Raw genomic sequence first — 13,222 nt, 5'->3', positions numbered from 1 at the left:
AGACGCCCTCGGTGACGTGCGGGCCCGCGGCGTCGGGGACGTCCGTGCCGACGGTGCCCCCGGCGACGTCCGTGCCGGCCGGACCGGTCTGCCCGGCCCGGGTCACATCCGCTCCGGCGCGCCGACGCCCAGCAGGCCCAGCCCGTTGGCGAGCACCTGACGGGTGGCGTCGTTGAGCCACAGGCGGGTGCGGTGCACGTCCGTGACCTCCTCGTCGCCGAACGGGGTCACGCGGCGCTGGTCGTACCACTTGTGGTACGCCGCGGCGAGCTCCTCGAGGTAGCGGGCGACCCGGTGCGGCTCGCGCAGCTCGGCCGCCTGGGCGACGACGCGCGGGAACTCGGCGATGGAGCCCAGCAGCACCGTCTCGCTCGGGTGGTCGAGCACAGCCCCGTCGAACCCGGCCGCGCGGTCGACGCCCGAGTCCGCGGCGTTGCGTGCGACGTTGACGGTGCGGGCGTGGGCGTACTGCACGTAGAAGACCGGGTTCTCATTGGTCGCCGTCGTCAGGAGGTCCAGGTCGATGTCCAGGCTGGAGTTCGCGGCCGACCGAGCCAGCGCGTAGCGCGCGGCGTCCACCCCGACGGCGTCGACCAGGTCGTCGAGGGTGACGATCGTCCCGGCCCGCTTGGACATCCGGACCGGCTGGCCGTCCTTCACCAGGTTGACGAGCTGGCCGATGAGGATCTCGAGGTTGACGCCGGGGGTGTCGCCGAACGCGGCGCACATCGCCATCATCCGGCCGATGTACCCGTGGTGGTCGGCGCCGAGCATGATGATGACGCGGTCGAACCCGCGCTCGCGCTTGTCGAGGTAGTAGGCCAGGTCACCGGAGATGTAGGCCGGCTGACCGTCGGACTTGACGATCACCCGGTCCTTGTCGTCACCGAACTCGGTGGTGCGCAGCCACACGGCGCCGTCGGCCTCGAAGATGTGGCCGAGGTCGCGCAGCCGGGCGACCGCACGCTCCACGGCCCCGGACTCGTGCAGGTGGTCCTCGTGGAAGTAGACGTCGAACTCGACGCGGAAGTCGTGCAGCTTCGCCTTGATCTCGGCGAACATCAGCTCGACGCCGGCTGCGCGGAAGACCTCCTGGGCCTCGTCGTCCGGCAGGGTCAACGGGTCCGGCTCCCCCGCCTGGGCCCGCCCGGCCGTGATCGCGTCGGCGATGTCGGAGATGTACTGGCCGCCGTAGCCGTCCTCGGGCGCGGGGTCGCCCTTCGCCCGGGCCAGGAGGGACCGCGCGAACCGGTCGATCTGCGACCCGTGGTCGTTGAAGTAGTACTCGCGGGTCACCCGGGCCCCGGCCGCCTGCAGCACGCGGGCCAGCGAGTCGCCCACGGCGGCCCACCGCACGCCGCCGATGTGGATCGGCCCGGTGGGGTTGGCGGAGACGAACTCGAGGTTGATGTTCTGCCCGGCGAGCGCCTCGGTGCGGCCGTACGCGGCGCCGGCCTCGACGACCGCCCGGGCCAGTCCCCCGGCGGCGGCCGTGTCCAGCGTGATGTTGAGGAACCCGGGGCCGGCGACGTCGACGGCGCCGATGCCGGGGACCCCGGTCAGCCGGCGCGCCAGCTCCTCGGCGAAGGCGCGCGGGTTCGTGCCGGCCTTCTTGCCCAGCTGCATCGCCACGTTCGTCGCCCAGTCCCCGTGCTCGCGCTGGCGGGGCCGCTCCACGTGCACGGTGGACGGGACCGCCGACGCGTCCAGGGCGAACGTGCCGTCGTCGACGGCGGCGGTCAGGGCAGCGTGGAGGGCCTCGGAGAGCTCGGCAGGGGTCACCCCCCGAGGGTACCGAGTGCCCACGGACGACGACGTCGCGGCCGGGGGCGGCGGGCGGGTGGGGGCGGCGGGTGCGGCGGCGGCGCGGTGTGACCTCGTCCGGGCGTCAGGGGGTGGCGGGCGGCTCGGGGACCGCCGGCCCCCACCGGTCCTCGAGGATCTGCGGCCGGCACGCGACCGCGGCCGCGACCGCCAGCACGACGACGGTCGCGATCAGCAGCACGAACACGGCGGTCCAGCCGCCGGTGCGCTCGTAGAGCACACCGACCAGCACCGGTCCGGGCACCGAGATCCCGTAGCCGACGCCCTGCACGAACCCGGACAGGGACGTCGCGCCGGCGGACGTGCGGGTCCGCAGGTTGATGAGCGCCAGCAGCATGGGGAACACGCCGGGGGCGATGCCCAGCAGGAGCATCCAGAGCGCCGTCCCGTCCGCCGGGGAGAGCAGCAGGCCGAGGTAGCCAGCGACGAAGCAGGCGGCCAGCACGAGGGCGACCGGGTACGGGTTGCGCATGCGCGCGGCGAGCATCGGCCCGGCGAAGGAGAACGGCAGGCCGAGGATCGCGAACAGGCCCAGCCAGCGTCCGCCGGCCTCCGGCGGCAGCCCGGCGTCGACCAGGATCTGGGGCAGCCAGGCGAACATCGCGTAGGTGTTGAGCGAGTTCATGCCGAAGGCGAGCGCCATCCCCCACCCCAGCGGCGTCCGCCAGACCCGGCCGCCGGCCCGGTCCCGGGCCGCCAGACCCGGGGTGTCGCGCGGTGCGCGGGCCAGGATGGTGCGCAGGTGCGCGCGGACGGCGCTGGACCGGGCGACGACGATGCACCACGGCACCACCGCGACGACGCCGATGGTCGCCCACGAGGCGATCGCGACCCGCCACCCCAGCTGCCGCGCGAGCGGCGCCGCGAGCACCGCCGGCGCCGTCGTGCTGAAGGCCATCGCCATGGAGTAGACCGCGGTGACCGGGCCAATGCGGTCCGGGAAGTAGCGCTTGACCAGCGGCGGGAGCAGGACGTTGCCCATCCCCATCCCCGCGAGCGCGATCACCGTCCAGCCGAGGAAGGGACCCGGCGACGACGTCGTGGACCGGACCACCTCGCCCACCGCGGACAGGACCATCGCGACGATGAGCGTCGGCTCCAGCCCGGCGCGCCGGGCGACCAGAGGCGCGAGCGACCCGAACACCGCGAACGACGCGAGCGGGATGGCGCCCAGGACGCCGGCGAGGGTGTCGGTCAGCGCGACGTCGGTGCGGACGACGTCGAGGATCGGCGACACCGCCGCGACCGCGATCCGCAGGTTGAGCGCCACCAGCACGATGCCGGCGAGCACCAGCCACCGCCCGCGCCACGACTTGGCGGGAGTGGACGCGCGCATGGGCACCGATTCCTGACGGGGGTGGCGGGTCGCCCGCGTGCCGGTCCGGCAGGTCCGGTCGGTGCGAGCCGCGCCCGAGGGTAGCCCGATCGCGGCGCGCGGGCGCCCGGCGACCGGGCGCACCAACGGCTCGCCGCGTGCGGTAGTGTCGGTGCCCGTGCCGCGCTGCGGCGCCCGCCCGCGTAGCTCAGTGGATAGAGCGTCTGCCTCCGGAGCAGAAGGTCGAAGGTTCGAGTCCTTTCGCGGGCACAGTCTGACCAGCAGCTCGGTGCTGCTGGGTCACGAGAGCGATCGCGTCGGCGCCCTGGGGTGCCTCCCGCTCGGGACACTGCGCTCGTGCGCACGTCGAGGCAGAGCCTCGACCGTCCAGGTCCGCGACGTCGATGACGACCTCGACGCCGAGCTGCCGGTGGTCGCGGGCGAGCGCCAGCGCCTGCGGCACCTGCTCGAGCGTGCACCTGTCGCGCAGGCAGTGGTCGACGCTCACCGCGCCGAGCCGGACGTGGTCGACGGCGTCACGGAAGGCCCGCAGCCCGGGTTCGCCCTGGGTGCCCGACGCGAGCCGGATGCGGACCGACCTGCGGTAGGCGGCGAACATCGGGAACGCGTCCGCGCCGTACCGCTCGGGGAACCCGAAAGAGCCGACGACGCCCTGGCTGCGGACCATCTCCACGGCGTCCGCGCGCAGGGCGTCGTACCCCGCAGCCTCGACCACCAGGTCGGCGCCGCGCCCTGCGGCGCGGTCCCGCACGACGTCGACGACCCGCTCGCCGGGGGCGTGGACGACGGCATCGGCCCCCAGCGAGCGTGCGATCTCCAGCCGCGCCGGCTGCGGTGGTGGCCGACGACCGTGTGTCCCGCCTTCACGAGGTCGGCGGCCATCGGGCCGCCCATCATGCCGAGTCCGCTGAAGCCGATGGTGGTCATCAGTCTCCTTGCGGGTGTGCGGGGGAAGGGCGGTCGGGGGTGGGGTGGAGCCAGTCGCGGGCGACCGCGGCGCCGACGTCCTCGAGGAGCCGCCCGGCGTCGCTCAGGCATCGCGCGACGTCCGGCTCGAGGTCGGTCAGCGCGTAGGCCGCGGCCAGACCGGCACGGTCGAGCTGGGCGGAGGTCAGGCTGCGCCTGCCGCAGACGGCGACTGTCGGCACGCCGGCGCGTGCGGCGGCGTGGGCGACGCCGACCGGTGCCTTGCCGTGCAGGCTCTGGGCGTCGAGCGACCCCTCACCGGTGATCACCAGTGCGGCACCCGGGAGCAGCGCGCGAAGCCGGCGACCTCGAGGACGACGTCGATGCCGGGCCGCACGGTGGCGCCGAGCAGCGCCATGGCGGCGAAGCCGACACCCCCGGCCGCTCCGGCTCCCGCACGCGTCGTGTGGTCGGTGCCGAGCTGCTCGCCGAGCACGGCGGCCCAGCGGGCCAGCCCGGCCTCCAGGCGCACCACCTGGTCGGCCGAGGCGCCCTTCTGTCGGGCGTAGACGGAGGCTGCGCCGGTCGGTCCGAGCAGCGGGTTGTCCACGTCGCTCGCCACCTCGACGACGACGCCCGCGAGACGCTCGTCCCAGTCGTCCAGCACGACGCGGTCGAGGTCCACCAGTGCGCCTCCGCCGGGTGCCAGCGGCCGGCCGGCCCGGTCCAGCAGGTGCATCCCGAGGGCGGCGGCCATGCCGGCGCCACCGTCGGTGCACGCGCTGCCGCCCAGGCCGAGCACGAGACGCCGGCAGCCGGCGTCGAGCGCTGCCCGGACCATCTCGCCGGTGCCCGCGCTGGTCGCACCGAGCGGGTCCAGGCGGCCGGCGGGCATCAGCGCGAGGCCCGACGCCTGCGCGAGCTCGACGAGCGCGACGTCGTCGCGCACCGCGATGGTGGCCTCGACGGGGAGGCCGGCGGCGACGTGCCGGGCGACCTCCACCGCGGTCAGGCTGCCCTTGAACTTGTCCGGGGCGACGATGACGTGGCCGGAGGTCATGGGGCCCTCACCGAGGCGGCGAGCTGATGGGCCGCTCGCGTCACACCAGCTCGACGCGGTCCGCCTGCGGTCCCCGTTCGCCCTGACGCACCTTGTACCGGACCCGGTCTCCCTCGTGCAGCGCCTCCGCGCCCCGCAGGACCGACACGTGCACGAACAGGTCCGCACCTCCCGCGTCCGGGGTGATGAAGCCGAAACCGCGCTCCGCGTCGTACCGCGCGACCACGCCCTCGCCGCCGCGCACCGGCGCACCGGACCCGGTCGGGCGCCCCGGCCGACCGTGGGCCGACGGCGCGGGCGCGCCGCGAGGCGCCGAGCCGCGCACGAGCCGCACGTCGCGGGCCTGTGGCCCCTTCTCGCTCTCGGCGACGTCGTACGTCACGCGATCGCCCTCGGACAGCTCGGTCAGTCCGCCGGCCAGTGCCCGGACGTGGACGAAGACGTCCTCGCCACCGGACTCCGGAGCGACGAACCCGAAGCCCTTGTCCGGGTCGTACCAGGACACCGTGCCGTCCGCCCCGTCGGACGCAGCGGCCTGCTGGGCGGCCTCGGCCCCCAGCGGCAGCAGGTGGTCGGCCTGCGGCCCCTTCTCCCCCTCGACGACGAGGAACGCCACCCGCTGCCCCTCGGTGATCACGCCGCCCCCGACGATGGCCGAGCTGTGCACGAAGATCTCGGCGCCGTGGCCGTCGGGCGTGATGAAGCCGTACCCCTTGCTCGGCTCGTACCAGGTGACGGTGCCCAGCACGCCCACGGGCGCGTCGGCGGCCAGGTCGCCCGTGACGCGGACGCGGCGTGCCTGCGGGCCCCGGTCCCCCTCGCCCACCTCGAACTCGACCACCTGCCCCTCGCGGAGCAGCCGCGTCCCGTCGTCCCCGACGACCTCGGTGGCATGCACGAACAGGTCCTCGGCCCCGTCCTCGAGGGCGATGAAGCCGAACCCTCGCTCGGCGTCGAACCAGCGGACGGTCCCCTGCGGCACTGTTGACTCCTCGAGCTCGGTTCTGCGATCACCCAGTGTCCCCGACACGGGCGCGGACAGCCCGTCCGGCGGGGATCGGTGCTCGTGGCCGCCCCGGGACGCGGCTCCCGGCGCCGCGATGCGCATTCGTGCGGGCACGTCGTCGCTCAGTCGTCGTCGATGGCGTCGAAGATGTCGTCCAGCACGGCGGCGGCACTGCTCCGCGGCGGCCAGGCGATCGTGTGCCACTCGTGGCGGAGCCCCTGTCGGAAGGTGGCCTCGTCGACTTCGGTGGGCATGAGGACCATGCGCTGGCTGCGGTGCTCGCGCAGGCCGGCGACGACCAGATCAGCCACGGTGTGGATGCGCACATGGACGCCGATCTCGCTGTCGGGTACCGGTCGCAGGTGGTAGGTCAGCTCGGGTTGCCACGTCTGGAACCCGTGGGCGGTCCGATACGCCTGGTGGCGTTCGAACCACGTCCGTGGGATCGCTCCGTGCAGCAGGCGCTTCAGTCCCGGCCCCCCCTCGCGGCGCACCCGGTGGAACGCGGCGTCGGTGGCTGCTCCGATGGCGATGTGGTCCGGGTGGCCGGTCACCCCGTCCGAGCCGAAGGTGGCCACGACGTCGGGTCGCTCCTGGTCGAGGAAGGAGGCCACCTGATCGACCAGCTCGCCGAGCGGGACGTCGGCGAGCTCTCCGTCGGGATACCCGAGCCAGTCATGACGGTCGAGGCTGTGCCCCACCGCCCGCCAGGCGCGGTCATCCTCTGCACGACGGACCGATCCGAGGCCCTCGGCGCCCACCTCGACGCCGGGAGCGATCTGCCCTGCCCCACCGTCGGTCGCATGGAGCGCGACGACACGCAGGTCCGGGTCGTCGCGGTGCAGCGCCACCGACCCGAAGACCGCATACGCCTCGTCGTCGGGATGAGCGAAGCACACGCCCAGCGACCGCCCCGTCATGACGCAGCCGCGTGCGGGCGCCTCACGCGTGGTCGACCACCGCGCGACCGCACGGGCGATCCCGTCCCGGTCTCCTCGGCCATGCACGCGATGCTGGCACGCTCGACGCCGGAACGCCGAGCCGGCCGTCGCTGCGACGGCCGACGCCATGCGGCGTCGGCGTGCAGCGGCGTGGCCGGAGGGTGGCGATCTCGTGTCATGGAGCGCGCGGAGGAGCGGCTCAGAGCTCGATCCGCATGACGACGCGTCGTGGGCTCGGCTGCGCCACCAGCTGGAAGCCGGCATCGGCGAACATCCGGGCCGTTCCCACGTGGAGCTCCTCGTCGATCGCCTCGGTGGTCGTCATCGGGTAGCCCTCGAGCGCGCGCGCCCCGCGGTCCCGGGCGTAGGCCACGGCGGCTCTGGTCAGAGCAGTGGCGACACCGCGACGACGGAAGCCCGTCCGGGTCACGAAGCACGTCACCGCCCAAACGCCTGGGTCGGTGCGGTCCTCGGTCCGGCCGGCCCATGCGGCACGGTTGCCGTTCCGTACGAGGCCGCCGTACGCCACCCGCGGCTCGACGGCGCACCAACCGACCGGCTCGCCGTCCAGGTAGGCGAGAAGGCCCGACGTCCCGTCGGCGTGAGGATCACCGCAGGCGGTCTGCTGGCGCAGTCGGTGGGCGCGGTCTGCGACGTCCGTGCTGGCGAAGGACTCGCCCGGCGACAACCGGTACCGCTGGCACCGACACCGGGCCGCGCTCCCGCGCGCACCGAAGATCGCCTGCAGATGAGCGCAGGGCGCCTCGTTCGCGGGCACGACGGTGACGCCGCACGCACGGGCACCGGCAGCTGACGAACCCATGAGCATCCGCTCCTCAGCGCTCGGCCTGGCGCGCGACGACGGCCTCGGCGACGACGAGGTCCTGCCATGACATGCCGACGCCCTTGAAGACCAGTGGTCGGTCGGACGGCGGTGCGGACGCCCCACGCACGACGTCGCGCAGGGGAACCAGATCGGCGATCCGCAACTGCCCTTCGTCGACGGCCAGCACGACATCCCCGGCCTCTCGCAGGGCGGTCGCGACGTCCTCGACGACGACCGTCGCACGACCCAGCAGCGCCCCGTCCAGCTCGCGGGCGGTCGGCTCGTGGGAGCCGATGGCGATGACGACGGCTCGGTCGCCCAGGACCCTGGAGTCGAACAGCGGGGTGCGAGCCGAGGTCGCACACACCACGACGTCCGCCGCACCCAGGGCCGCGTCGGCCTCGGGCGAGTCGAGGCGCACCGCGTGCAGCGTGGCCCTGGACGGGTCGCGCAGCAGGTGGGTGACGGTGGCCAGTGGACGAAGGGCGGCAAGGGTCCGCACGTGCGCCAGGGCCTGCGGCCCGGCGCCGACCACGGTCAGGTGGAGCGGCCGATCGGGGAGGACCGCCAGCACGGCGGCGACCGAGACGGCCGGGGTCCGCAGCGTCGTCAGTGCGGTGCCGTCGAGGGCCGCCCGCAGCGTCAGGGTGAGGGGGTCGAACATGAGGTAGGTCGCCTGGATCCGCGGCAGACCGCGACCGGGGTTGTCCGGCGCCACGGTGGCGACCTTGATCCCCACGGCTGTGGTGCCCTGCGACGGCATGAGCAGCAGCTGCCCGTGGGACACCTCGACCGCGGAGCGTGCCGGGTCCAGGGACGGGTCCAGCCCGCCGCGCAGCGCGTCGACGACCGCCCCAACGGCTCCAGCGGGGCCGAGCGCGAGGACCGTGGCCGCGTCCAGGTACCTCACCGCAGGACGAAGCCGGGCAGCAGCGGGTCGTGCCGGTCGACGAAGCGGTGCTCGCCGGTCCCCGCCAGGTCGCGCTCGTGCAGCTGCCGAGACGGCTCGCCGCCGGTGCGGTAGTCAGTCGGCGAGACGGTCGGTCGCAGCACCACCTCACCATGCCACCCGGCACGAGCCCCGGCTCAGCCGGCGCGTCCTTCCACTGGCATGGTTCTCGATCCGACGCGCCGTCATGCCGCAGTCCGGTGCGTCAGCTCGCTGCCCTCGGCGGCCGGCAGGCCGGCGACCATCGCGACGAGCACGTCGCCGCGGAGCCGGGCGACCCTGCGCCGGCACCGGGCCTTGTCCGCCGGTCCACGCGGGTGCGACGGTGCTGCCGTGCGCACCGTCGTGCTGATCGTCGCCGCGGGACTCGCCGCCGCCGCGACGGCCTTCGTGGCACTGGCGGCGTACTCCCTGACGGCGGAGTACGGCACCACACCGAACCGCGGCGGGGCGGCGGAGACGATCGGCTGGACGGCCCAGTTCGCGATCCCGGCGGTGCTGGTGGTGGTCGTGCTCCTCTTCGCGGCGTCCACGCGGTGGCCGGTCGCGCTCCGCAGTCGACTCGTGGCCGGCGGCGCCGGTGCCGCCGTGGTCGTGGTCTGCGTCGCGGTGCTGCTGGGCAGCGGCGCCTGAGGCGCTCCTGCGTGAGCAGCGCCGACGTGCCGTTCGCTGCCTCAGGGGCACCAGTGCGCGGCGAGGACGTCGTCGTCCACCACCGCCCCGAAGGTGACGCGGTCGCCGCCCCGGGAGAACGCGTCCTCGATCTCGCCGTCCGCCTCCGTGACGAGCTCGGACTCCCATCCCGGGGCCGGGCGGATGTGCACGAGCCTGAGCTCCCCGCGCTCGAGGTACACCAGGACCTCCCCGGCGTCGCCGACGGTGTAGCCGCCGCCACCTGCGTCGGCGCCGTACACGGTGCAGGGGCCGACGGCCTCCTCGGCCCTCGGCCCGGTGCAGCCCGCCAGCAGCAGCGCCACGACCAGCACCCGCCCCGCACGCACCATGGACCCCTCCGGCCGGGAGCGACGGTGGCATCAGGCCGTGCCCTCGTCGCTGCGAGCACAGGCACGCCGCCCCGCACTCCGGACTATTCGACGGTGCCGCGGGCGTTGCTCGCGACATGACCCTTCACGACAGCACGCTGACCACGATCCGCGGCGACCAGGTCTCCCTGGCGGACTACCGCGACACGGTCACGCTCATCGTCAACACCGCCTCGCGGTGCGGCCTGACGCCGCAGTACGCCCAGCTGGAGGACCTGCAGCGCACGTACGGCCCGCGCGGCTTCGCGGTGCTCGGCTTCCCGTCCGACGACTTCCAGCAGGAGCTGGGGACCCGCGAGGAGATCGAGACCTTCTGCTCGACGACGTACGGGGTCACCTTCCCGATGTTCGACAAGGTCGCGGTCAACGGCGCTGCCCGGCACCCCCTGTTCGACGAGCTGACCCGGGTGCCCGACGCCGACGGCGAGGCCGGGGACGTCCGCTGGAACTTCGAGAAGTTCCTCGTGACCCCGGACGGCGCCGTGCACCGTTTCCGCTCGGGCGTCGAACCGCGGGACCCGCAGATCGTCGACCTCATCGAGGCGTCGCTCCCGCAGCGTCCGAGCTGACCGGCCGGCGCCCGGGTCACGCCGGCCGACGGGTGCGCGCGGCGGCACCCGACGTCCGCGACCGCGGCGACCCCATCGCGCGCACCACCGACCGGGGCATCACCCGCGCCGCGCCGGACCCCAGCCGGTACCTCAGGCTCGGCGTGGAGATGACCGCGCCGCGCCGCACGGCCGCGAGGGCCGCGGCGACGACGTCGTCGGCGCGCAGCCAGCCGACCTCCGGCAGCCACGCCATGTCGATGCCCGCGCGGTCGTGGAACTCGGTGCGGACGAACCCGGGGCACACGACGGTCGCGGTGACCCCCATGCCCCGCAGCTCCACCGCCAGCCCCTCGGTGAACGTCCGGACCCATGCCTTGTGCGCGGAGTACGTGCCCAGGGTGATCAGCGCGGCCACCGACGCGACGTTGAGGACGGCGCCTCGCCCCCGCAGCGTCATCTGCTCGACCGCGGCGTGCGAGAGCACCAGCACGCAGCGGACCATGACGTCCAGCAGCGCCTCCTCCCGCGAGAGGTCGCCACTCACGAACCGCTGTCCCGCAGCGGCGCCGGCGTTGTTGACCAGCAGTCCCACCGGTCGCTCGGTCGACCGGAGCCGCTCCGCGACCCGGTCGACGTCGTCACGCACCGACAGGTCCGCGAGGAGGACCTCGACGTGGACGCCCGCAGCGGCGCGCAGCCGACCGGCCAGCCGGTCGAGCCGCTCGGCGTCCCGGTCGACGAGCACGAGGTCGTGACGGGCGGTGGCGAGCTGCCAGGCGAACTCGAGCCCCAGCCCGGCACCCGCCCCGGTGATCAGCGCGGTACCCACGGCGCCACCGTAGGCGGGCCCGTCCGCCGGAGACAGGGCCGGCACGGTCGCGTGCGGGGTTCCCCGCACGTCCGCAGGTGCTCGCGCCGGTCGCGTGGCCGGACGTCCCCGTCAGCTGCCGGCGACGGCCGGTCGGACGTGCTCGGCGACCATGGCCCTCCCCTTGCCCGCCGACTTCGCCGCGTACATCGCACGGTCGGCGTCCCGCAGCAGCTGGCGGGACACCGGGAGGGACGGGGTACTCGTGAGCCCGTCCGAGGCGGTCACCGACGCCACACCGACGCTCAGCGACACCACGGCGCGCCGTCCGGCGAGCTGGAACGGGCGACGCACCGCGTCGACGAGTCGCTCCGCGACGAAGAGCGGGTCCGTCGAGGCCTCCAGGAGGACGGCGAACTCGTCGCCGCCCAGCCGGGCGACCGTGTCGCCCGGGCCCAGCTGGGCCAGCAGCCGGGCGGCGACCTGACGGAGCAGCTCGTCGCCGAGGTCGTGGCCGTGCTCGTCGTTGACCGCCTTGAAGCCGTCGAGATCGCAGTACAGGACGCTCACCGTGGCGCCGGCGCCGGGACCGTTCTGCGGGCTCCCGGCCGGTGCGTCCCGCTCAACCGCGAGCGCGTGCTCGAGTCGATCGTTGAACAGCACCCGGTTCGCCAGTCCCGTGAGCGAGTCGTGCATGGACTGACGCCGGACGTCGTCGTGCGCCCGCTGCAGCGCCGCGACGAGGCTCCGGTTCTCGCCGAGGGCCACGAGCTGGCGACCGAGGACCAGCAGCACGAGGAGGATGCCCAGGCCGAGCTCGGCCGACGCCGCACCCGGCACGTCCACCTGCTCGTGGACGACGACCACCCCGGCCACGGCCAGGGGGACGTAGGGCAGTGCGAGAAGGGCCCCGGACTGCATGCCGACCGCGGTCGCGGGTGGGGCGGCCGTGGGCCCCTGGTCCGCGTCGCTGGTGCACCGGGCAGCAGCGGCGATGAGCAGGAACCCGGTGACCCAGCCGGCGCTGAGGAGGTCGCCGGACCCGTACCGGCCCGTGATCACGAGGTACACGTACGCGCTGTCGGCCAGGGCCAGTCCGCCGAGGCCGGTGGCGAGCAGGACCAGGGTGGCTCGCTCGACCGGGGCCACCCGGGACAGGGTGAGCAGCACCAGGGTCGCCATGACGACGTCGCCCACCGGGTACGCGAGGGAGAGCGCGAGCGTGAAGAGGTCGTCGGCGCCGGCGGTGCCGGCGGAGAGGACCGTCACCCACGAGACCGCCAGCAGCGAGGTGGCGATGACGGCGCCGTCGAGGATGTCCCGCCACCGCGCGGCGGCCCGGTGCCCGCCGCGGAGCCAGCCGAACAGCCCGATGGAGGCCAGGCACGTGAAGCCGAGGAAGCCGGCGTCCGGCCACGACGGGAACGGCACCTCACGGCCGAGCACGACCTCCTCGATGGTCCACAGGACCTGCCCCGCGGTCCAGCAGCCCAGTCCCGCCGCCAGCAGCAGCCACTCCCGGCGCCGTGGCTGCCCCTCGCGGCGTGCGGCGCGGGCGCACGCGAGCGCCGCCCCGGCGACCGCCGCCAGCTGGGCGCCGTCGTCGACGGCCAGGACGAGCGCTCGCGGCACGGCGACCGCCTCGAGCAGCACGAGGAGGACGCCGAACGCCGCGCCGACCCCGACCGCCACGGCGGCGAGGGGTCGCCGGGACATGGCTCCGCCCTCTGGCCGCACGGGCACCGCTCCGCTCATGCCGGGCCCATCGGCAGCACCGGCGAGGACTTGCGGTGTCTGCTCCCGCCTCGTCGTGGCCGGTGGCGCGGGCACCCCGCAGGTCCGGGCGCGACCCGGACCGGTGCCCCGGCACGCATGGGGGCCGGCCGACGCCTAGGCGCTGCGGGCATGACGCGAGGCGGACGGCACCTCGACGTGCTCGTCGGCGCCGTGACCAGCACGCCGGCGCGGGACG

General features: G+C 74.6%; 12 protein-coding genes, 1 tRNA gene and 3 pseudogenes. 3 read left to right on the top strand and 13 right to left on the bottom strand.

Translation table 11 applies throughout. From position 1 onward, the window contains the following. Positions 1-102: 102 nt before the first annotated feature. Positions 103-1,782 carry an arginine--tRNA ligase gene (gene argS, locus CAE01nite_RS12570; RefSeq protein WP_146904980.1) on the bottom strand — a complete coding sequence of 560 codons (1,680 nt, stop codon included), beginning with the start codon at positions 1,780-1,782 and terminating at the stop codon, positions 103-105. 106 nt (positions 1,783-1,888) lie between these two features. Beyond that, a complete protein-coding gene (locus CAE01nite_RS12565; protein WP_146904977.1) occupies positions 1,889-3,160 on the bottom strand; it encodes an MFS transporter in 1,272 nt (423 codons plus the stop codon). 176 nt (positions 3,161-3,336) lie between these two features. Here CAE01nite_RS12565 and CAE01nite_RS12560 point away from each other — a divergent pair. Beyond that, positions 3,337-3,409 (top strand) — tRNA-Arg (locus CAE01nite_RS12560). Positions 3,410-3,776: 367 nt separating this feature from the next. On the opposite strand, the pseudogene CAE01nite_RS18965 reads toward CAE01nite_RS12560, so the two are convergent. The 8 genes and pseudogenes from CAE01nite_RS18965 to CAE01nite_RS18205 all read right to left on the bottom strand — a co-directional run. Then, positions 3,777-4,054: pseudogene (locus tag CAE01nite_RS18965) on the bottom strand (zinc-binding dehydrogenase); the annotation flags it as partial. After that, a pseudogene (locus tag CAE01nite_RS18990) lies at positions 4,028-4,087 on the bottom strand (hypothetical protein); the annotation flags it as partial. The pseudogenes CAE01nite_RS18965 and CAE01nite_RS18990, both read right to left, overlap by 27 nt. Beyond that, positions 4,087-5,126: pseudogene (locus tag CAE01nite_RS12545) on the bottom strand (glycerate kinase). The pseudogenes CAE01nite_RS18990 and CAE01nite_RS12545, both read right to left, overlap by 1 nt. Positions 5,127-5,166: 40 nt before the next feature. After that, positions 5,167-6,108 (bottom strand): cold-shock protein, encoded by a 942-nt coding sequence (locus CAE01nite_RS18865; protein ID WP_146904975.1) that lies wholly within the window; start codon positions 6,106-6,108, stop codon positions 5,167-5,169. A 146-nt stretch (positions 6,109-6,254) separates the two neighbouring features. Beyond that, positions 6,255-7,052 (bottom strand): PIG-L deacetylase family protein, encoded by a 798-nt coding sequence (locus CAE01nite_RS12535; protein ID WP_146905111.1) that lies wholly within the window; start codon positions 7,050-7,052, stop codon positions 6,255-6,257. A gap of 220 nt (positions 7,053-7,272) precedes the next feature. Next, on the bottom strand, positions 7,273-7,896 hold the full coding sequence (locus CAE01nite_RS12530; RefSeq protein ID WP_146904972.1) for a GNAT family N-acetyltransferase: 624 nt from the start codon (positions 7,894-7,896) through the stop codon (positions 7,273-7,275). Positions 7,897-7,909: 13 nt separating this feature from the next. Next, positions 7,910-8,809 carry an ornithine cyclodeaminase family protein gene (locus CAE01nite_RS12525; RefSeq protein ID WP_146904969.1) on the bottom strand — a complete coding sequence of 300 codons (900 nt, stop codon included), beginning with the start codon at positions 8,807-8,809 and terminating at the stop codon, positions 7,910-7,912. Next, entirely contained in the window at positions 8,806-8,952 is a 147-nt protein-coding gene (locus CAE01nite_RS18205; RefSeq protein ID WP_186816579.1) for a hypothetical protein, read from the bottom strand. The genes CAE01nite_RS12525 and CAE01nite_RS18205 overlap by 4 nt, the downstream gene beginning before the upstream one ends. 229 nt (positions 8,953-9,181) lie before the next feature. On the opposite strand from CAE01nite_RS18205, the gene CAE01nite_RS12520 reads away from it, so the two are divergent. Beyond that, positions 9,182-9,481 carry a hypothetical protein gene (locus tag CAE01nite_RS12520; protein WP_146904966.1) on the top strand — a complete coding sequence of 100 codons (300 nt, stop codon included), beginning with the start codon at positions 9,182-9,184 and terminating at the stop codon, positions 9,479-9,481. 41 nt (positions 9,482-9,522) lie between these two features. On the opposite strand, the gene CAE01nite_RS12515 is transcribed toward CAE01nite_RS12520, so the two are convergent. Then, on the bottom strand, positions 9,523-9,852 hold the full coding sequence (locus CAE01nite_RS12515) for a hypothetical protein (RefSeq protein WP_146904963.1): 330 nt from the start codon (positions 9,850-9,852) through the stop codon (positions 9,523-9,525). A 116-nt stretch (positions 9,853-9,968) separates the two neighbouring features. On the opposite strand from CAE01nite_RS12515, the gene CAE01nite_RS12510 reads away from it, so the two are divergent. After that, positions 9,969-10,460 (top strand): glutathione peroxidase, encoded by a 492-nt coding sequence (locus tag CAE01nite_RS12510; RefSeq protein ID WP_146904960.1) that lies wholly within the window; start codon positions 9,969-9,971, stop codon positions 10,458-10,460. A 16-nt stretch (positions 10,461-10,476) separates the two neighbouring features. On the opposite strand, the gene CAE01nite_RS12505 is transcribed toward CAE01nite_RS12510, so the two are convergent. Beyond that, positions 10,477-11,271 (bottom strand): SDR family NAD(P)-dependent oxidoreductase, encoded by a 795-nt coding sequence (locus CAE01nite_RS12505; protein WP_146904957.1) that lies wholly within the window; start codon positions 11,269-11,271, stop codon positions 10,477-10,479. A 111-nt stretch (positions 11,272-11,382) separates the two neighbouring features. Beyond that, positions 11,383-12,966: a GGDEF domain-containing protein gene (locus CAE01nite_RS12500; protein WP_146904954.1), complete on the bottom strand. Its 1,584-nt coding sequence runs from the start codon at positions 12,964-12,966 to the stop codon at positions 11,383-11,385. Positions 12,967-13,222: the final 256 nt, after the last annotated feature.

The organism is Cellulomonas aerilata (genome assembly GCF_007991755.1).
GTDB classification, from domain to species: Bacteria; Actinomycetota; Actinomycetes; order Actinomycetales; family Cellulomonadaceae; genus Pengzhenrongella; species Pengzhenrongella aerilata.
Note: the sequence above shows the minus strand (reverse complement) of the source record. Positions and strands in the feature narration are given on the sequence as shown.

Coding starts and splice junctions, on each gene's coding strand:
- CAE01nite_RS12565 (WP_146904977.1), bottom strand. CDS start 3,160: ATGCGCGCGTCCACTCCCGCCAAGTCGTGGCGCGGGCGGTGGCTGGTG.
- CAE01nite_RS12535 (WP_146905111.1), bottom strand. CDS start 7,052: ATGACGGGGCGGTCGCTGGGCGTGTGCTTCGCTCATCCCGACGACGAG.
- CAE01nite_RS12530 (WP_146904972.1), bottom strand. CDS start 7,896: ATGGGTTCGTCAGCTGCCGGTGCCCGTGCGTGCGGCGTCACCGTCGTG.
- CAE01nite_RS12515 (WP_146904963.1), bottom strand. CDS start 9,852: ATGGTGCGTGCGGGGCGGGTGCTGGTCGTGGCGCTGCTGCTGGCGGGC.
- CAE01nite_RS12510 (WP_146904960.1), top strand. CDS start 9,969: ATGACCCTTCACGACAGCACGCTGACCACGATCCGCGGCGACCAGGTC.
- CAE01nite_RS12500 (WP_146904954.1), bottom strand. CDS start 12,966: ATGTCCCGGCGACCCCTCGCCGCCGTGGCGGTCGGGGTCGGCGCGGCG.